We start from the raw sequence: 15745 nt of genomic DNA, 5'->3' as shown, positions 1-15745 counted from the left end.
AATGATAGAGATATGCTCTATCAAAAGGAGTGATATCATGCAAAAATCGTTTTATTATCTAGTGCCGTGTAGCCGATCTGCTGGATTGATTAGAAAGTTTCGACGACACGGCATAGTGTTTGATGTAGAAGCTATCCGGAACAGCGATAACGTCCGGTTCGTGTTTCCTGATCTGCCTGTGAATCAGTATCATGTCGTGCATTTGGTGTTTGGCCATTCCGGATATGGGTTTAATTAAGTGCCAAATTCAAAAATGTTCATTTGAGCCGTTTCTCTCTTAATCCGATCTTCTGCAATTTTGATATAGTCAGGATTTAACTCTATCCCTAAATACTTTCGGCCTAAATTTCTGGCCACAACTGGAGTTGTTCCGGATCCCGTGAATGGATCAAGTACTATTCCACCTTGAGGGCAACCTGCTAATATACAAGGTTCTATTAACTTTGGTGGAAACACAGCAAAATGCGCTCCTGTTGTTTTTGCTGTCGCTACTGTCCAAACTGATCTTTTATTTCTTGTTGAACCCTCCCGTGGGATACTACTTCCTGGGTTCGATTCAGGACGCCCTCTGTCTCCACCATGTTTACGTTCTTTGTTTCCATTTCTTTTTCGTGATTGCAGTGGGCCAAATGCTCCTTTAGAGCCGCCCACTGCTTTCATGTTTCCATTCGTTTTGCCTCCAGCATTAGCTCGATACGAACCCTCTTGGTTCTCAATATTCTGAGAGAGTCGCTCTAAACTTGATTGAGCCATTTTCTCCTTAATAATTTCAGCATCGTAAAAGTATCTTTCTGATTTAGACAATAAAAAAATGTATTCATGTGCCTTAGTAGGTCGATCCCCTACACTCTCAGGCATAGGATTTGGTTTGCTCCAGATAATGTCAGACCGTAAATACCAACCATCTGCTTGTAGAGCTAATGCTACTCGCCACGGTATTCCAACTAGGTCCTTGGGTTTTAAGTATTCATGAGATTTACCACCTGCACGGATCATATGATTTTTGTGCTTATCACTATCTTTCCAAGGTAAACCGTTTTGGCTCCTATTAGCCCAATAACTGTCCCCTAGATTAAGCCAGAGCGTACCATCGTCTTTGAGAACCCGTCTAACTTCTCTAAAGACTCTAACCATATTGGCCACAAATTCTTCTGGTGTAGGCTCCAAACCTAATTGGCCATCTACTCCATAATCACGTAGTCCCCAGTACGGGGGGGAAGTTACACAACAGTTGATGCTTTGATCTGGAAGCATCTTGAGAACTTCTAAGCTATTACCTTGAAGGATTTTGTCCACTTGCTCTATACTTTCATCCATCAATCCCCACTCGCTTTCTCCGCCCACTCTCGCAACGCCTGAGCCTCGTCAATCTCTATCCATGTAAAGCCGTAATTCATTCGGTTTCCATCTCCTCTCGAATGACTTGTTTCTGCCAATCTAGTTGCTCTTTGTTAAATATTTCTTTAACTATTTGATTGTCCTGTGTATTCATCTTGGATCGCTCCCCTATTTTTATTTACCGAACGCTCTACCGGTGCCTTTTCTGTAGTTGTTTACTCTGGCGTTTGTACTACTGTTCCTTGCCCATTCGCTTATATGTTTTGGTACATGAATATATGGTTTGCCTTTCTTATGGCCTTTGCTCTGGTCAAGCTTGTGTTCGTTCATGCTCTCCCTCCGTTTGCTCACTCTTGATTTAACAGATGTGGATGCTCATAGATGTTGCCGATGATTTCAATTGATTCATCTATAAACTCCCAAAGACCATCTGCCATACCGTCTGAAATACCTCGTACATCTGAGCCAGCTTTAACTCTCTTTACGCCCCAAAATCTATCATGGTCATATTCAACTACACCCACGTAATCATCTTCTTTAGTTAGTGGATAGCTGCCTGCTTGGAAAATATCCCCTTCATATATCTCTTTGCCGTTGCAGTCTTTGAGTCCGGTGTATTGCATGAGGATAACACTCTCAGAAATATCTAAGTCATCGTTTACACCAATGACATCTCCATCTGCTGTAATATAAAAATGCCCGTCGTCTTGAATGATGATTTCATTTACTTTATCCCAAATTCTGAACTTTATCTCTCGCATCTAGTGCCTCCCATCTAGCTTGAACTTCTGCCAAGCCCTTCTGATAGTCTTTAAGACTGCCCTCTAGGATTCTTTTGGAGTAGACATATTGCACGTTTTTGATATCTTCTTCTAACTCATGGATGTAATTTTTAAAGTAGGTAATTTGTAGAGCTAATACTGCTTTCTGGCTGTTCATTTCTACGCTCCTTTGAATCCATCGAACATGTTCATTTGACCATTCGCCTCTTCAATTTCTCGAAGCAACTTGCCACGTGGCGTCCATCTCTGTAAAAATTCTTTTGCCTTTTCGAAATCTTTAGTTGCAGTGTTCCGATAAGAGTTAACTGCAAAATATTCCTGGTACTCATTCCATGCTGCTTTAAACACTTTGAACACGATTTGTTTATATGCTGGACTTTGTTTACCACCGATAATCTCCATTACTCTGCGCTTGCAAAGCGAATTTAAAACTTGCTGCTGGCTGTAATCTACTGTCTTGGTTTGCTCAAGGTTGAACAATCTATTTTCGATTTCTACCGTCCGTTTATCAATCATCACAATGGCTTGAAGCTCTTTACTCATTCCAGCTAGAGGGTTATTTATTTGCTCCTTCATCTGCTTGAACTGGTCCAGGAACTTCACTTTCATTTTCATTGCTTCTGGTGTTACATAACTCATAGCTATTAGAGCAAAGGCATCCTCGGTAAGGTCATATTTTGGATACCATTGTTTGTTTTGTTGGTGCTGGTACTGGGTGTGTGCAAAGTTGCGTAGACCCCATTCACTTTCTCCTGCTTGGTCTAATTTCTCGATTTGACCGTCGATATCTCTCAATACATCCGCATGACGCTTATCGAATACCTCAGCGATTGTCAAACTATCAGTAACTACCTGGTTGTTTTGAATAAAGACTAATTGATTCATGCTTGATTCCTCCTAAACAGCCTGATTTAGTGAAGGCTCATATTTTTCCAACCGTTGTTTAAGTTCCTTAATTTGTTCTTCCAATTGACTCTGAATCTCTAGGACTGTTAGAAACTCATTGATTCGTTGTTGCCCTGCCTCTTGCTGTTTCACCATAAATTCAAATGCATCTCGTTCGTTTACTAGGCGCTGTAGATCATGTGTTGTCACTCTGTCTGGACGCCCTCGAAAAATGTCACTACGCATTTCGCTAAGCTCATCTTGTGTAAGTCGTTTAAACGATATTGTCATGTCTTCTGTTTCTCCCCTTTACCTCGCATACTTCTACAAAAGGTTTTATCCGATCCATTAAACGCTTTGCTTTTATCACATTCGGTCTTGGTTCATCCTTGGTCTGCGAAAGATGGGCTTCGAGTTGTTCCAGTGTTAAATTAGATGTGTAGATGGTCGGATATTTCTCCATTCGACTTTGTAAAATAGGGCCAATAATCTCATCCCGAACCCACGAACTTAATTGTTCAGCTCCGATATCATCGAGAATCAACACAGAAACATCTTTTAGCGCTTTTAACTTCTCTTCTACTTCCCCAGTTCGAATAGCTGCTTTTACTTCGCTGACGTAATCAGGAACATAGACCATAATTACATCTACACCTCTCTTGGCTAACTCTTGTGTAATCGCTCCAGCCATCGCGCTTTTACCGACTCCAAAGTCTCCATGTATGTACAAGCCTCTGGTTGTTTTTCCTTTATCGAGATTTAGACAAAAGGTAAGGATGCGTTTAATCGCATGAATTCTTCCTTGGTCTTTGTCCAATTTCTCAAATGTGGTATTAAGAATGTGGTCAGGAACACAATGACTTTTAACATGCTTTTTTATCGTTTGTTGCATCTCATATCCCTGTTGAAGCTTACAAGGTGACATCCTGAATTGTGAGCCGTATCCACCGTTTGCATGAGGCTCTAAACGATAACCTCTTAACGTATTTGGGCATTTTTCTAATCCTGGACACTTGTTGCAATTGTTGTACTCCGTCAAATACTGGTGTAGGTCACCTATCGAAAAATGGTTATGTTCATGCTCGTTCTTCAGCAAATCAGCTATTACAGGATGGGCTTTTAATTCTTTTTCTGCTTGGTCAAAAAGGGATATTCGTTTTTTTAAGTCATCAGATCCCAATGCTTCTCCAACCGATTGCATGCCTTACCCTCCTTGAGCTGTTTTCAACTGACTGAGCAACTCTTGTAGTTCTTGATCTTCTTCTGGATTAAAGTTACCTTCCGGCTCTGTAATAGCAGCTTTTCCAGTCGATGGAGGCAAGGTATTTTGTCCACCTGGTAACACTTGTAGGCCACGTTGACGTGCCCAAAGCTCTTCAATGATTGGTACACAATACCTTACCGAGTTAATGGCCCCATACTTCCCTTTAGCTGAAAAATCATCGAATGCCTTATCAATACCTCGTTTGATTACCTCAGTAGTGATCCCCTTACTCAAAAGACGTTGAATGGCTTCTAAATCAAGAGGGCTTACCATCGTTCCTTTTCCACGTCTCATCAGAAAATGCTGTTCTAACTCTTCCACCGGGTTACTGTTTTGAATTTCCTCCTCATCAAGAGGGATGGTGTCATTATCAGTAATAACAATATTATTTAATGGTTTTAAAAGAATGGTTTTAGGCACCACTTCATCCTTAGATCCGCAAGGGTTTTCGTCACTTTCCAGTTGCCTTTTTTGTAACTGAGTAACTCTTTTTTTGTAGTAACTGAGTTTCTTTTTTGGTAACTGAGTTACTGATTTAGTAACTGAGTTACTGTTTTGGTTTGGTTGCTGATTCGGTAAGCCGGTTACCGTTTCAGTAACTTTGTTACCTAAATTCATTGAGATCAGTTCATTAAATCTTTCTTCTGACCATCCCTTCACAGGGGTTACTTTCCATTGATCGAAGTCTTTATTGAACCAATATTCATTTCTATTTGAGTCCCACATAAGTACATTCATGGCTACTAAATGTTCTAGCTCGATCCTTATATGTTCTTTTCGAACTCCACACAATTCAAAGTCTTTAAGCATTGGGATTACGGCACTTTTTTTACGACAGCCCCAACTCATCCGAAGGATAAAATCTAAGATGTTTCGTTGACGTAGCGTAAATTTGCGCTTGATTATAGCTACCCATATATCATTAGCTATTCGCATATGCCCCTTTTCTGTTTGTGGGTTTGCCATCTTACTCCCTCCTTTACGATGCGCCTTGATACAACGGAAGCAGCACCTTTTCTCGATAATCCCGAAACGCTTGCCGACCTTCCTTCGTGTGATGAGCCTTCCAATGGCATGTCCCTTTCTGGCCGACAGGTCCGCAAGCTAAAGCAATGTTATGCGCCTCTCCAGTGCCTCCCTCGCTTCTAAAGATGATGTGGTGTGCTTGTAACCATGTAGTCTTGCCACATAGCACACAACGCCCCTGATCTCGCTCCATTACTTCTTTGTAGACCTCCGGGGAAATTCTTCCCCGGGCTATACGCTTTTTCGTTCTACGCTTGAAATTCGGCTTTTGTACGGCTCTTACTTCATCAAAAATTCCCATGTTTATCACCATCCTAGAAAGGTAAGTCATCATCTGAAATATTGATTGGTTTGTTACTAGAGAAAGGATCATCAAATTTATTTGTAGATTGATCAGCTTGTCCATCTTTGTAGCTTAGGAAATGTGTACTTTCAGCCACTACCTCAGTGACAAAGACTCTTTTACCTTCTTTGTTGTCATAGCTTCTAGTTTGCAATCGACCTTCTACAGCGCATTTCTTACCTTTAGCCAAGTATTGAGCGCATAGATCAGCTAGTTGTCGCCACGCCACAATATTGATGTAGTCAACTTCCTTTTCTTTTCCTGCCCCCGAATAAGGACGATTGATTGCTAGAGTGAAAGTGGTTACTGCAACACCGTTTGAGGTATAGCGCAACTCAGGGTCCTTTGTTAAGTTGCCGATCAGGATTACTCGGTTAAGCACTTTGCTGTACTCCTTTCTCTTTTAGCTTTTCTGTTAAGAACTGTTCAATATCTTGGTCAGTATGATCATCACTTCGCTTCTTCTGATACCAATCATCAAATCCATTTAGCGATCCAGCGAGTAACTGCCATTTAGCTTTTAACGTAGCTTCTTTACCGTTGCTAACATTCGGTTGAGCTTTTGGTTTTTCATCTAGTTCAGCAGAACTTACTTTGTCTGGGTCCTCTCCTGTAGGAATTGCAAAGGTTCTTAGAAGCAGATATTTATAGGCGTATGTCATAGCCTTACCTACACCTTTATCTTGTGTGTCTACTCCTGTTCCACTTGAAACGGCTTCTATGTTGTCCCCTGTATCTACATCAACAATCCGGTACCGAACATTCACTGTGGTAAGCTGATCCACTTTGGAATGCTCTTGATGAATAGGAATTATCACAAGCCCATGTTCCCGCATTGCTTTTCCTACAGCAGACGTTACTTTCTCTTCTGAGATAGCCTTATATTTCGTGGTTTTAAACTCCACTTGGTCGTCTTTCTGGAGATACGAGACATCATTCATGACAGCGAGAATCTTTTTGTATACACTCATGTTCTCACTCCTATTTGATCTGTAAGGAAGTACCTTTTACTAGCGTTACTCCTGGTATTTCCTCACCTGATTTCAAACGTTCTGACATCGACTTTTTATCAAGAATCGGTGGTGGCGTTACCCAGAACATTTGTGGGATTTCAATTTCGTTTACCACTTGTACTGAACCGGGGCTTTTTCTTACGGAAATAGTGAAGATTGGCGTTTTTACCTTTTGTAATCCGGCAATCTCTAGTTGCTCTTTAAGATAGAGTTTTAAGCCCTCCTGCTTCTTTTCTAGGCGCCTCCTACGTTCAGCTAGACGAACCTCTTCAAGCTTAATCATGTCTACTTCAGCCGCGATATTACGCACCATTTTTGCAATGTTATCAGCCTTGTTTTCGATAGCACCCTCTAGGGATTGGAGGGTGTCGCCTAGAGCCTCTATTTGCGTCTCATCATCCATTATGATTTGTGCAACCTCTGCGTAAGCGCCAGCTAGATCATACAGCCTCACAGTCCAACACCTCCGTAGAGCTTCATCACTTGGTCAAAGTGTTTTTTCACATCCATTAGATATTCAAAATTTTGTTCTGATGAAAACTCTTCCCAAGATAAAAGTAGGTATTTTAAATCCTCGTTAATGCTTTCTACCTTTTCCCTTAGCTCATCCCCCGGTTCATTAAAGGATTTAATGCCATGAAGGAGATACCCTTGCCGATCTGGTTCAACACGCTCTGTATACTCTGGAAAGTCAAGCAATGTTGGCATGACGTTTTCCCTCCCGTACTAAGGCTGCTGCATGATCTTCACAGCGCCATAATTCTGTTTGTAATCCACTTCTTGTTGATTCCATTTCAGCTAGCTCTCTGCCGATCTTGTTGAACTTTTCTTCTAAGGCACGCATTTCTTCATCCATCGATCTAATTTCTGTATTTAAGCGCTCGATAGCACGATTTTGTTCGTTTAGTTCCATTTGAACGGTTCTGATATTTCTTTCCATGCTTGTCCAACCTCCAATTATTTGTTATGGTAGAGGTACAACTTTTTGCTAGGTTCTTTAAGCCGTCTGTTCGTTGCAGGCGGTTTTTCCATGTTCTCTTATCGTTTTTTCAATCTCACGAGTGATCTGCCTATAAATCTCGTAAGCAATGGTGTCTCCATCTGTTTTGGCTACGACCATCATTCTCTGATAGAACAAGAGCTTTCTTTCAGCAGTCTCGATGCTCACATTTTCACCTCCCTTTCAGGATTCTTTCAATTTGTTCAGCTTGTCTTGATAACTTAATGTTTAAAACCTTTTCTGCTATGATTTGCTTCTTTTTAGCGTCAATAGGATCGCCATTCTGGAGGCTTATCGTAGATTGATCGAGCATCCCATTTACAATGTGATATAGCTCCTCTTCATCCAAACCATCCAGCATTTCTTTCAACTTCTCACCTCCTTTACACCATTACTGATAGAACATTTTGCATGATGGACATCCCATCCATTCCACAGAAGAACGCTACAGCCACCTCCTTCGCTCCTGTGGCTTCTATCCACGCTAGTCCCGTTTGGAAATCCAACGTTTTCTTATCTGTCTCCAGCTTGCTTATGCAACTTCTTGAACGATTGAGCTTTTCGGCTAATTGCTCTTGGCTTAACCCTGCTCTTTCTCTGCAAGCGTGCAGTATCGCTCCAAACTTCTTCACTTTTCTCTCTCCTTCTTCAAATTCGTTCCAATTTGTTCCAAATAAGAACAGCTATATTTGATAAATAGTTTTACAATTAAAGTGTGTTCATCTTTCATGCTTTCCCTCGGCTGCTCACCGGGGGAATTTTTCTAGGCAGTGAACTTCTGCCCATAAATTTTTTCAATCCAATTTGCTAATTCATATTTCAAAACCCTTAACATAGGTCTCTTTTCAGTTCCGATATTAGTCACTGGGAAATCTTTTCTTTTAGCTAATTCATATGCGTATTTTTTATCTACCCTAAGAACCTTTGCAACTTCAGGTATCTTTAATAATGGCGGTAGACTTTCGAATGATAGGAAATCGTTTTGTTTGTTCATTTTTTCAACTCCTATGCTGGTTTTTTATTAGTTTCATTCTTAGTTTCTAAGAACTTGTTTTCAAAAAAATATGCCGGACTTACTTCTAGAGATAAACGGCAAATACGCTCGTATTCTTCAAGAGTCAAAGTGGTTTGACCATTTATCAATCTATAAAACTTTTTTCTTTCTATTCCTGCTTTATCAGCTACATAGTTAAATTTTAATCCTTTTTTCTTTACGTAAGCTCTAATTAGATTGTGCACTGTTTTCTGCACCTCCATTCTTAAAATCTAAGAACTTATACTCTTATTTTAATTCTTAGTTTCCAAGAAATCAAGCTTTTTTTCTAAGATTTTAAGAAAAAATTCTATGAGGCTAAGAAAAATGATACTATTTTCTTAAATGTGGGGTGTTATTATATGAGACCAGAACGATTAAGAATGGCACGGGATCAGAAAAATTTAAAACAAACTCAAGTGATGACTTATACAGGTATTAACAACAAGACTTTAAGTGGTTATGAAAAAGGGGTCAGTGAACCTGATACAGAGACATTGAAAACTTTAGCTAATCTATATGAAGTCTCAGTAGATTGGTTAGTTGGCAATACTGACGATCCAACACCAAGAAAAGAAACAAAAGACTTTACTCCAGATGCAGAAGAAATAAAAAAAATATTAGCGTCACTCCCAAGTGATAAACGCAAATATTTTCTGGAACAAATATCTATTATCGCTGCTGGGATCAGAGCTATGGAGAAAGATGGCACAGATAACAAATAAAAAACCGTTCCTTATGAACGGTTTTGTTGTTTTATCTTTATGTCTATTGGTTTACTTGTATCAGCTTTTCTTTTTAATAAGTAGATAACTTCTTCAATTCCACAAGTCCAAGATTCCTCAACTATAGTTTCACTTATCCCTAGTCCTTCTTTATTTGTATAAGAACACTCGATATTATAATTCGTCATGAATTCCTCCAGGAGGTTATCTAATGAAAATATTGACTGAAAGTAAAAAGATTAAGTACTATCTTACCAATCCAATGTTATCTGATGAAGAGCAGTTAGACAATATAGGAAAAGCTCTTCATTATTTTGAGTTTTACATTAACCTAGCAACTATACAAATGGACAGAATTCTTTCAGATAAGAAACAGCTCCAGTATTTCGATAACAACAATAGAGCATCCATAGAAAATAAAGTAATAGTAACCAAATTTTTTGGAGACATTTACTTTTGTATCTGTAGTTTAGATAAGGCTTATAAACTAGCTGAAAAAATTTCTGACGAATACACGGACCTGCAATTAAGGGAAATAACAGATGAATACAAACACCTAAATAAATATCGTAAAGTAAGAAATGCGATTGAACATACTGAAGAAAAAATTTTTGAAACAGATTGGTTTTCTCAACAAATCGGTTCATTCACAAACGATATGTTCTCTTTAAATGGTACTAATTTTCACGTGTCCCACAATACCTTATTACCATTTTATAATATGTACCAAAAAATTATTCGTAGATTAGATGAATTAATTAAAGATAGAAAAGAAAAAGTGGATGCCCTAGAAATATTACATAATAGACCAAACCGTTCATAAGGAACGGTTTTTTATTAATGCATCAATTACTATTTTCGCCTGAGGGTTATCGTGATAATTTTTACAAAGTAGTGTTATGTCCTGTTTAGCCTGCTCACTAAAGACAAAATTAAGGATGTTTCCTTCTGTGTAATCTACAACAGCCGACATATTCCTTCCCCCTAAGAAACGAACATTAGTTCTTATTATACTACACTCTCATCTTGTTATGGAACTTATATTTGAGCAATGCTCAACTTCATATTTAGATAATGTTAACTTACCTCAGAACACTTCTCCTTGATTGCCTACCTCGATAACTTCAAGAACTTGTACCTACGCTTTTTCTAGGTAATAGTTCAAATAATTCTTCTTGATAAAATGGTATCATCTATTTAGTGAAAATTATGTCGAATTTTGCGTTTTTTGTACAACAATTGTCCGCGGACGATTTTTCTTGACTTTTATAATATGTTGTTTTATAATTCCTCACCAAAAAAGGATCGCCCGTTTTACTCTGGACGATCCTTTTTTGGTATTCCTAAGTGTTCTATTTTCTTGTATTTAGGTCTTGAAATTGCGGCAAATGAACCGTCTTCGAAATACGCTCGGATTGAAAAAAAATCATCTACTATATATTTTATTGCGTTTATGTTTACAACATTTACAGGGTCTAATTGCATAAAACCGAACTTTTCCCACTTTTGGGCAACATCCTCAAGAGTCGTTAGTCCAAGAAATACCCCTTTGTTGGTATAGTATCTTAGTACACCATTTTTCGAGTTTTTAGGTTTGTAGAGGTCAACTTTATTGACCTCTACAATGTCAAAATCTTCAATGTCAGTGATGTCAGTACCTTCTAAGCGAGCACCTGAAAACATTGTCATATTGTACACTCACTTACTTTTTTAATTCTGCTGGCACTTCAGGACTACCGATTGTGAATTTGAAACTAACTACATATAGGCTTGCAAGTGCAGCAAAAAATTTAGAAAGTGTAATTGCCATTTTGTTTGTCATGATGTCTCACCTCCTTTTAGGGAGTAATAGAACAGATTGAACAAAGAAAGACAATGATAGTATCGGAGATATAAACACAAAGTTAGAGCAAACGATCAGAACCGATACCATTTTAAGTAATAAATACTTTGCCTTTGGCACCCTCACCTCGTCATAGACATTGTTGGGAGCTTGTATCAGTACCAAGAGAGCTGAAATAGCAGTTAATACAACGGCGGGCATAGAAGTCATTGGAATATGCGGAATAATTGACATGATACCTATAGTAACCACTGCACATCCATCTAATGACTTTAGGTGATATCCACCCGAAAACGCTCTCAGCAACATAAACGAAAACAAGGCTATTATTGTTTCAATCAGTTTCCCGAATATAGACCCAAATAGAAATGAAAATATCAAGACCACCAAAAAATTGATGGTCACAGATATAGAATAGGTTAAAACAGCAATGCTACTTGTTTGATCAGGATTTGCCTTATTAATTTGTGTAGCAATTTTCTTTGAAATTTTCTCAATCATAAGTAATCCCGTTTCCTCAAAAGCCAAAGTAGAATAGCAAGTGGAATTAAGACATATGCAAGTATAATTACTGTATTGGCTTGGCTCATAATAAGTACATATAAAACCGTTGTTAGAACAAAGAAGGTCAATCCAATTGCTAAAATTAAAAAGAACGTTAATTTATTCTTCTCTGGTTTATAGGTCATACTGTGCGGAGGCTGAGAAATAAAACTATAGCCTAAGTTTAGAGATTTCAAGAGCCATGCAACAAAAACCACCAAAGCATCGGCAACAAACTGTATGATGAAAGTTCCTAGCTCTGTAACTTGCCCTAGGTCATTTAGATTTACTAGACTAGTTTTTAGCAACAAGGAAAGTGCCACAAATTGAATACCTGTAAAAGCTATACAGCCAGTAGCTGCAACTAAAGTAGCCTCGTATAATCTAAACTCTAACATATGTCTAAAAAATAAAACCAACGCTATGTACTGTATGCCGGTGTCATATTGAGGTATATCAAGCACAACCCTATTAAAGTAAGAAATTAACGATAATATACTTGCGATTAGCAAAAATTCCCTCAAATAGTTTGTAACAGGAAATCGGAACATTTTAAACGCAATGATCATAATAGCCATCTGGTCTAGTACGCCAAATACAAGGTATAACAAAATATCCATCTTCATACCCCAATACTGATTTTTTTACTTCAATTAACATTTTACTCTTCCTTTTCGTTTCTTTCCACCTATAGATTATTAATTTTTTATAATCATCAAAGTTTTACTGTATAATATTTTTTAGGAGCATATATTTCATATCTTTAGCTATTCATTTCCATCGTTTGTGTGAATAGGTTTGCAAAATTTTATAGATGAACTTTATTCAGCGTAAGGGGGAAGAACGATGAAAGGGCATGTTAGAAAACGCGGTGACAAATGGTGCTTTGTAGTCGAATTGCCACGAGACGAGTCAACAGGTAAACGAAAACAAAAATGGTTTTCTGGCTACATCACAAAAAAAGAAGCCCAACAAGCTTTGACCCAAAAACTTCATGAACTTCAAACTGGCCTAACCGTTGATACTAGTGATATGACAGTAAACCAATACATGGAATATTGGCTAGAAAATTACGCTAAGACATCCACAAGAGCCACCACGCATTATACATATGAGCAACGTGTAAAACGGTACATTATACCAAGAATCGGTCATATTAAGTTAAAAAACTTAAAGACTATACACTTACAGAAGATGTACAGTGATTTATTAAAAGATGGGGCAAAGTTTCAAGATGGCGGAGTATCCCCTATTACAATTCGACACATCCACGGATTAGTACACAAAGCTCTTCAAAATGCTGAACGCTGGCAAATGGTTAGTCGGAATGTAGCACAGCTAGTAGAATTACCACGAGTAGAAAAGAAAGAAACAATCGTTCTTACTAGAGAGGGAGTTCAAAAATTAGTAGAAAGTGTAAGAGGAAAGGAAATTTGTATTCCCGTTCTAGTGGCTGTAACAACTGGTATGCGCTATGCGGAAGTGTTTGGATTAGCATGGAAAGATATTGATTTTGAGAAAAAGACTATTCACGTAAGACAACAGCTTATTAGAATTAACGGAGTACATCAATTAACTCCTCCAAAAACAAAAAGTAGCGAGAGAATTATTTCTCTGTCAGAAAGCCTTATCGGCCCCTTGAAACAGCACAAAGCTGAACAAGCACAAAGTAAATTATTATTTGGACCTTCTTACAATATAGACGGTCTAGTATGTTGTCGTCCTGAAGATGGGCTGCCTTACATTCCTGCATCTGTACGCCGGAAATTTAGAAGGGTTTTAGAAGGGGCTGAGTTGCCATGCATACGTTTCCACGATCTACGACACACAGTGGCAACACTTCTACTCGAAACTGGCGTACATCCTAAAATCGTTTCCGAATTGTTAGGACATACAAACATAGGAATTACATTAGACAGATATAGTCACGTTAGTATGACGATGCAACAAGAAGCAATTGCATCTCTTGAAAATGCGATTTTTTTCCCGAAAAATGCGCTTTAGTGTAATAAAGGTTTGCATTCCGTTTGCAAAGGGCGGTATAATTCCGCCTAAAACGTTGTTAAATCAACATTTATTTCTTATTTAAAAAGGATGAGTAATATCTTTAGCAGATCGTCGCGTAGAATCATAGTTAGATATGTGGGCTGGGACCCATTTAATATCAAGTTCTGGTAGGCTTGCCGTTACTTTATTTTTGTTTGAATTTTCTGGCGACGATAACTTTATCAATGTTTCACTAGATAAATCAATTAAGCCTTCGTTTATTAAGCTAAAAACATCTTCAGCATAACTGGTTCTTATATCATCAGAATCAGCACCACTATATAATTTTACTGCTTCAAACCAATCTTTATAATCATTTGAATTATCCTTGTTTTTTGTAATTTCATGTTGATATTTAGATAATATGGCAGCGCCTCCTTTGATATTAGACTGAGTTGATGTTTTTAACTCGCCTATACTAATTCCAGTTATTTCTGATGCCTCTTCAAGTGTTTTTCTTTCTGGATTGGATACTAAATTCATAAGTCCATACCCATTAATGTTATTAGGCTCTCCGTCGTGATCATGTAACATTGATTCAATCCAACCTATGGAAACAAGTAACTCAATGGGAACATTGTATTCATTAGCCGCTTCTTTAAACCACTTAACCAATTCTTGTTGATCTTGTGTAGAAGCATATACTGCTGTTGGACTTGAGGTCAGTGAAGGTATGCTTATACTCGATAATATAGTGCATAAAATAGTAAGTTTAATAACTTTCTTTTTCAAAAAAATAATATCCTTTCTAGTATTCCAAAGAAAATCCTCCATTTTTTCAACGAGTCAGACTTTCATTATGATCTTACGCAGCCTTGATTTCTTGTTGTAAAGTCGCAATATTTCCCTTGAATTATTAAAACTCTCATGATTTTGATATCTTTACTGTACAGTAGAATTTAGACTTAATAACATGTGGATTCAATTTTTCAAGAATATAGCTAGTCAATTACCATCAATGTCATAACCATAAACACTTGGAAGTACTTCTAAAAGTTGTTTGTTTCGTGATGTCTAGATCATCGCTACCAAATGTTAATATCGATTGCATAAAATAGAAATATTTAAAAATACTGTTATAAACGGTATTTTTAAATATTTCTATTCCGTATCATATGGAGACATGGCATAAGGTGTTGGTTTGTGATATGTAACGTGGAAGCAACCTTGCTTTAATCAAACTAAAACTTGCTACTAGGGACGCCATTTACAATCTATTTTCAGTAGAGTAAGTAGTGTTTCATCGAACAACATTGAATATTATTAAGGATTACACAATATAAAGCCCATCATCAGTGATATTACCGCCTACATATTATCTAAAAACTCCACGTGGTTTTCGTTATCTTCAGGAGCTAGCTGAGTTGTAGAACCCTTTAGCAACGATAGAATGATTAGTTCTCCTTATTGGACACCCATATACCCTGTAAAAAATGACTTGCGACTTTGCACATAAATTACAGATAGGCATACATTGTATGAAGCAAAAAAAGTATTGGAGAGGTGTTCATGATTTATAATCCGTATCATTATAGTCCGCATTATGAAAATCCGTATTATGATAACCCATATAATTATTTAGACGTTCAGCATCGTGTCAACCGGTTCTTTGAACATATAGACGGAACTGGTAGCTCTTTCACTATGAATTCGGGAGATAGATTATCGTACGTGGGAGATCCCTGGAACGACAGGATTTCTTCTGTACGTGTCGCACCTAATACTCTTGTCATTTTATACGAGCACATAAACTTCAGAGGTAGGAAAAAAATACTTGAAAATTTAAGTAACAGATCCCATCTCTTCAACATTCACAAGGATTTTAATGACATTACTTCATCAATTAAAACGTATCGACTGTGCTAAATAATAAAGAAAGTGCCCCCAGTATCCAGAGACTGAGG

General features: G+C 37.8%; 29 protein-coding genes. 5 read left to right on the top strand and 24 right to left on the bottom strand.

The window, feature by feature from the left end; translation table 11 throughout:
- Nucleotides 1-37: 37 nt before the first annotated feature.
- On the top strand, nucleotides 38-238 hold the full coding sequence (locus tag ACQV1I_RS10730; protein WP_116333862.1) for a hypothetical protein: 201 nt from the start codon (nucleotides 38-40) through the stop codon (nucleotides 236-238).
- On the opposite strand, the gene ACQV1I_RS10725 is transcribed toward ACQV1I_RS10730, so the two are convergent.
- From ACQV1I_RS10725 to ACQV1I_RS10640, 18 genes are all read right to left on the bottom strand, one after another.
- Nucleotides 235-1254: a DNA-methyltransferase gene (locus ACQV1I_RS10725; protein WP_236645763.1), complete on the bottom strand. Its 1020-nt coding sequence runs from the start codon at nucleotides 1252-1254 to the stop codon at nucleotides 235-237. The two genes, ACQV1I_RS10730 and ACQV1I_RS10725, sit on opposite strands and share 4 nt — an antisense overlap.
- 431 nt (nucleotides 1255-1685) lie before the next feature.
- Nucleotides 1686-2099, bottom strand: coding sequence for a YopX family protein (locus ACQV1I_RS10720; RefSeq protein ID WP_116333860.1), 414 nt, complete (start codon nucleotides 2097-2099; stop codon nucleotides 1686-1688).
- Complete coding sequence (locus ACQV1I_RS10715) at nucleotides 2068-2277, bottom strand: hypothetical protein (RefSeq protein ID WP_116333859.1); 210 nt, start codon at nucleotides 2275-2277, stop codon at nucleotides 2068-2070. Before ACQV1I_RS10715 ends, ACQV1I_RS10720 begins: the two co-directional genes overlap by 32 nt.
- A gap of 2 nt (nucleotides 2278-2279) precedes the next feature.
- On the bottom strand, nucleotides 2280-3005 hold the full coding sequence (locus tag ACQV1I_RS10710) for a Rha family transcriptional regulator (protein ID WP_116333858.1): 726 nt from the start codon (nucleotides 3003-3005) through the stop codon (nucleotides 2280-2282).
- 12 nt (nucleotides 3006-3017) lie between these two features.
- A complete protein-coding gene (locus tag ACQV1I_RS10705; protein WP_116333857.1) occupies nucleotides 3018-3296 on the bottom strand; it encodes a hypothetical protein in 279 nt (92 codons plus the stop codon).
- Complete coding sequence (gene dnaI, locus ACQV1I_RS10700; protein WP_116333856.1) at nucleotides 3280-4206, bottom strand: primosomal protein DnaI; 927 nt, start codon at nucleotides 4204-4206, stop codon at nucleotides 3280-3282. The genes ACQV1I_RS10705 and dnaI overlap by 17 nt, the downstream gene beginning before the upstream one ends.
- Nucleotides 4207-4209: 3 nt before the next feature.
- Nucleotides 4210-5235, bottom strand: coding sequence for a replication protein (locus tag ACQV1I_RS10695; protein WP_438769178.1), 1026 nt, complete (start codon nucleotides 5233-5235; stop codon nucleotides 4210-4212).
- A gap of 13 nt (nucleotides 5236-5248) precedes the next feature.
- Complete coding sequence (locus ACQV1I_RS10690; protein WP_116333853.1) at nucleotides 5249-5596, bottom strand: HNH endonuclease; 348 nt, start codon at nucleotides 5594-5596, stop codon at nucleotides 5249-5251.
- A gap of 13 nt (nucleotides 5597-5609) precedes the next feature.
- Entirely contained in the window at nucleotides 5610-6020 is a 411-nt protein-coding gene (locus ACQV1I_RS10685; protein WP_116333852.1) for a single-stranded DNA-binding protein, read from the bottom strand.
- Nucleotides 6013-6609: an ERF family protein gene (locus tag ACQV1I_RS10680; RefSeq protein WP_116333851.1), complete on the bottom strand. Its 597-nt coding sequence runs from the start codon at nucleotides 6607-6609 to the stop codon at nucleotides 6013-6015. Before ACQV1I_RS10680 ends, ACQV1I_RS10685 begins: the two co-directional genes overlap by 8 nt.
- Nucleotides 6610-6619: 10 nt before the next feature.
- Nucleotides 6620-7105: a siphovirus Gp157 family protein gene (locus ACQV1I_RS10675; RefSeq protein ID WP_116333850.1), complete on the bottom strand. Its 486-nt coding sequence runs from the start codon at nucleotides 7103-7105 to the stop codon at nucleotides 6620-6622.
- The gene (locus ACQV1I_RS10670; protein WP_116333849.1) at nucleotides 7102-7359 is read right to left on the bottom strand and encodes a hypothetical protein; all 258 of its coding nucleotides are present in this window, start codon (nucleotides 7357-7359) and stop codon (nucleotides 7102-7104) included. Before ACQV1I_RS10670 ends, ACQV1I_RS10675 begins: the two co-directional genes overlap by 4 nt.
- Entirely contained in the window at nucleotides 7343-7591 is a 249-nt protein-coding gene (locus ACQV1I_RS10665; RefSeq protein WP_116333848.1) for a hypothetical protein, read from the bottom strand. The genes ACQV1I_RS10670 and ACQV1I_RS10665 overlap by 17 nt, the downstream gene beginning before the upstream one ends.
- A 57-nt stretch (nucleotides 7592-7648) precedes the next feature.
- Nucleotides 7649-7819, bottom strand: a complete 171-nt coding sequence (locus ACQV1I_RS10660; RefSeq protein WP_161555076.1) for a hypothetical protein — start codon at nucleotides 7817-7819, stop codon at nucleotides 7649-7651.
- A 4-nt stretch (nucleotides 7820-7823) separates the two neighbouring features.
- Complete coding sequence (locus ACQV1I_RS10655; RefSeq protein ID WP_116333904.1) at nucleotides 7824-8012, bottom strand: hypothetical protein; 189 nt, start codon at nucleotides 8010-8012, stop codon at nucleotides 7824-7826.
- Nucleotides 8013-8034: 22 nt separating this feature from the next.
- The gene (locus tag ACQV1I_RS10650; protein WP_018673273.1) at nucleotides 8035-8283 is read right to left on the bottom strand and encodes a helix-turn-helix domain-containing protein; all 249 of its coding nucleotides are present in this window, start codon (nucleotides 8281-8283) and stop codon (nucleotides 8035-8037) included.
- 131 nt (nucleotides 8284-8414) lie between these two features.
- Nucleotides 8415-8645, bottom strand: coding sequence for a helix-turn-helix domain-containing protein (locus ACQV1I_RS10645; protein ID WP_116333847.1), 231 nt, complete (start codon nucleotides 8643-8645; stop codon nucleotides 8415-8417).
- Nucleotides 8646-8656: 11 nt separating this feature from the next.
- Nucleotides 8657-8890 carry a helix-turn-helix domain-containing protein gene (locus ACQV1I_RS10640; protein ID WP_161555075.1) on the bottom strand — a complete coding sequence of 78 codons (234 nt, stop codon included), beginning with the start codon at nucleotides 8888-8890 and terminating at the stop codon, nucleotides 8657-8659.
- 156 nt (nucleotides 8891-9046) lie between these two features.
- Between ACQV1I_RS10640 and ACQV1I_RS10635 the strand changes: the two genes are divergently transcribed.
- Complete coding sequence (locus tag ACQV1I_RS10635) at nucleotides 9047-9409, top strand: helix-turn-helix domain-containing protein (protein WP_116333845.1); 363 nt, start codon at nucleotides 9047-9049, stop codon at nucleotides 9407-9409.
- A gap of 11 nt (nucleotides 9410-9420) precedes the next feature.
- Here ACQV1I_RS10635 and ACQV1I_RS10630 read toward each other — a convergent pair whose 3' ends face one another.
- Complete coding sequence (locus tag ACQV1I_RS10630) at nucleotides 9421-9597, bottom strand: hypothetical protein (RefSeq protein ID WP_161555074.1); 177 nt, start codon at nucleotides 9595-9597, stop codon at nucleotides 9421-9423.
- 23 nt (nucleotides 9598-9620) lie between these two features.
- Between ACQV1I_RS10630 and ACQV1I_RS10625 the strand changes: the two genes are divergently transcribed.
- Nucleotides 9621-10232: a hypothetical protein gene (locus ACQV1I_RS10625; protein WP_116333844.1), complete on the top strand. Its 612-nt coding sequence runs from the start codon at nucleotides 9621-9623 to the stop codon at nucleotides 10230-10232.
- Here the strand turns inward: ACQV1I_RS10625 and ACQV1I_RS10620 are convergent.
- The 4 genes from ACQV1I_RS10620 to ACQV1I_RS10605 all read right to left on the bottom strand — a co-directional run bounded on the left by ACQV1I_RS10620 (nucleotide 10227) and on the right by ACQV1I_RS10605 (nucleotide 12415).
- Nucleotides 10227-10382, bottom strand: coding sequence for a hypothetical protein (locus tag ACQV1I_RS10620; RefSeq protein ID WP_161555073.1), 156 nt, complete (start codon nucleotides 10380-10382; stop codon nucleotides 10227-10229). The two genes, ACQV1I_RS10625 and ACQV1I_RS10620, sit on opposite strands and share 6 nt — an antisense overlap.
- 341 nt (nucleotides 10383-10723) lie before the next feature.
- Entirely contained in the window at nucleotides 10724-11098 is a 375-nt protein-coding gene (locus ACQV1I_RS10615) for a LytTR family transcriptional regulator DNA-binding domain-containing protein (RefSeq protein ID WP_116333843.1), read from the bottom strand.
- Nucleotides 11099-11237: 139 nt separating this feature from the next.
- The gene (locus ACQV1I_RS10610; protein WP_116333842.1) at nucleotides 11238-11753 is read right to left on the bottom strand and encodes an accessory gene regulator ArgB-like protein; all 516 of its coding nucleotides are present in this window, start codon (nucleotides 11751-11753) and stop codon (nucleotides 11238-11240) included.
- On the bottom strand, nucleotides 11750-12415 hold the full coding sequence (locus ACQV1I_RS10605; RefSeq protein WP_116333841.1) for a hypothetical protein: 666 nt from the start codon (nucleotides 12413-12415) through the stop codon (nucleotides 11750-11752). The genes ACQV1I_RS10610 and ACQV1I_RS10605 overlap by 4 nt, the downstream gene beginning before the upstream one ends.
- 226 nt (nucleotides 12416-12641) lie before the next feature.
- Here ACQV1I_RS10605 and ACQV1I_RS10600 point away from each other — a divergent pair, with 226 nt between their 5' ends.
- Nucleotides 12642-13799 (top strand): site-specific integrase, encoded by a 1158-nt coding sequence (locus ACQV1I_RS10600; RefSeq protein ID WP_116333840.1) that lies wholly within the window; start codon nucleotides 12642-12644, stop codon nucleotides 13797-13799.
- 81 nt (nucleotides 13800-13880) lie between these two features.
- Here the strand turns inward: ACQV1I_RS10600 and ACQV1I_RS10595 are convergent, their stop codons facing one another.
- Nucleotides 13881-14573, bottom strand: coding sequence for a lytic transglycosylase domain-containing protein (locus ACQV1I_RS10595; RefSeq protein WP_236645751.1), 693 nt, complete (start codon nucleotides 14571-14573; stop codon nucleotides 13881-13883).
- Between the two features lie 777 nt (nucleotides 14574-15350).
- Between ACQV1I_RS10595 and ACQV1I_RS10590 the strand changes: the two genes are divergently transcribed.
- On the top strand, nucleotides 15351-15707 hold the full coding sequence (locus ACQV1I_RS10590) for a beta/gamma crystallin domain-containing protein (RefSeq protein ID WP_094698800.1): 357 nt from the start codon (nucleotides 15351-15353) through the stop codon (nucleotides 15705-15707).
- The last annotated feature ends 38 nt before the right edge of the window (nucleotides 15708-15745 follow it).

The organism is Brevibacillus sp. JB24b, assembly GCF_051713385.1.
GTDB lineage: Bacteria > Bacillota > Bacilli > Brevibacillales > Brevibacillaceae > Brevibacillus_B > Brevibacillus_B laterosporus.
The sequence above is the reverse complement of the archived record's forward strand: the minus strand, read 5'-3'. Positions and strand labels throughout refer to the sequence as shown.

Bases quoted from the DNA above. Each gene is read 5' to 3' on its own strand.
- ACQV1I_RS10665 (WP_116333848.1), bottom strand. From the start codon at position 7,591: ATGGAAAGAAATATCAGAACCGTTCAAATGGAACTAAACGAACAAAAT.
- ACQV1I_RS10590 (WP_094698800.1), top strand. From the start codon at position 15,351: ATGATTTATAATCCGTATCATTATAGTCCGCATTATGAAAATCCGTAT.
- ACQV1I_RS10715 (WP_116333859.1), bottom strand. From the start codon at position 2,277: ATGAACAGCCAGAAAGCAGTATTAGCTCTACAAATTACCTACTTTAAA.
- ACQV1I_RS10620 (WP_161555073.1), bottom strand. From the start codon at position 10,382: ATGTCGGCTGTTGTAGATTACACAGAAGGAAACATCCTTAATTTTGTC.
- ACQV1I_RS10725 (WP_236645763.1), bottom strand. From the start codon at position 1,254: ATGCTTCCAGATCAAAGCATCAACTGTTGTGTAACTTCCCCCCCGTAC.
- ACQV1I_RS10710 (WP_116333858.1), bottom strand. From the start codon at position 3,005: ATGAATCAATTAGTCTTTATTCAAAACAACCAGGTAGTTACTGATAGT.
- ACQV1I_RS10720 (WP_116333860.1), bottom strand. From the start codon at position 2,099: ATGCGAGAGATAAAGTTCAGAATTTGGGATAAAGTAAATGAAATCATC.
- ACQV1I_RS10600 (WP_116333840.1), top strand. From the start codon at position 12,642: ATGAAAGGGCATGTTAGAAAACGCGGTGACAAATGGTGCTTTGTAGTC.
- ACQV1I_RS10605 (WP_116333841.1), bottom strand. From the start codon at position 12,415: ATGGATATTTTGTTATACCTTGTATTTGGCGTACTAGACCAGATGGCT.
- ACQV1I_RS10680 (WP_116333851.1), bottom strand. From the start codon at position 6,609: ATGAGTGTATACAAAAAGATTCTCGCTGTCATGAATGATGTCTCGTAT.
- ACQV1I_RS10690 (WP_116333853.1), bottom strand. From the start codon at position 5,596: ATGGGAATTTTTGATGAAGTAAGAGCCGTACAAAAGCCGAATTTCAAG.
- ACQV1I_RS10705 (WP_116333857.1), bottom strand. From the start codon at position 3,296: ATGACAATATCGTTTAAACGACTTACACAAGATGAGCTTAGCGAAATG.
- ACQV1I_RS10695 (WP_438769178.1), bottom strand. From the start codon at position 5,235: ATGGCAAACCCACAAACAGAAAAGGGGCATATGCGAATAGCTAATGAT.
- ACQV1I_RS10630 (WP_161555074.1), bottom strand. From the start codon at position 9,597: ATGACGAATTATAATATCGAGTGTTCTTATACAAATAAAGAAGGACTA.
- ACQV1I_RS10730 (WP_116333862.1), top strand. From the start codon at position 38: ATGCAAAAATCGTTTTATTATCTAGTGCCGTGTAGCCGATCTGCTGGA.
- ACQV1I_RS10635 (WP_116333845.1), top strand. From the start codon at position 9,047: ATGAGACCAGAACGATTAAGAATGGCACGGGATCAGAAAAATTTAAAA.
- ACQV1I_RS10615 (WP_116333843.1), bottom strand. From the start codon at position 11,098: ATGACAATGTTTTCAGGTGCTCGCTTAGAAGGTACTGACATCACTGAC.
- ACQV1I_RS10645 (WP_116333847.1), bottom strand. From the start codon at position 8,645: ATGAACAAACAAAACGATTTCCTATCATTCGAAAGTCTACCGCCATTA.
- ACQV1I_RS10670 (WP_116333849.1), bottom strand. From the start codon at position 7,359: ATGCCAACATTGCTTGACTTTCCAGAGTATACAGAGCGTGTTGAACCA.
- ACQV1I_RS10655 (WP_116333904.1), bottom strand. From the start codon at position 8,012: ATGCTGGATGGTTTGGATGAAGAGGAGCTATATCACATTGTAAATGGG.
- ACQV1I_RS10610 (WP_116333842.1), bottom strand. From the start codon at position 11,753: ATGATTGAGAAAATTTCAAAGAAAATTGCTACACAAATTAATAAGGCA.
- dnaI (WP_116333856.1), bottom strand. From the start codon at position 4,206: ATGCAATCGGTTGGAGAAGCATTGGGATCTGATGACTTAAAAAAACGA.
- ACQV1I_RS10625 (WP_116333844.1), top strand. From the start codon at position 9,621: ATGAAAATATTGACTGAAAGTAAAAAGATTAAGTACTATCTTACCAAT.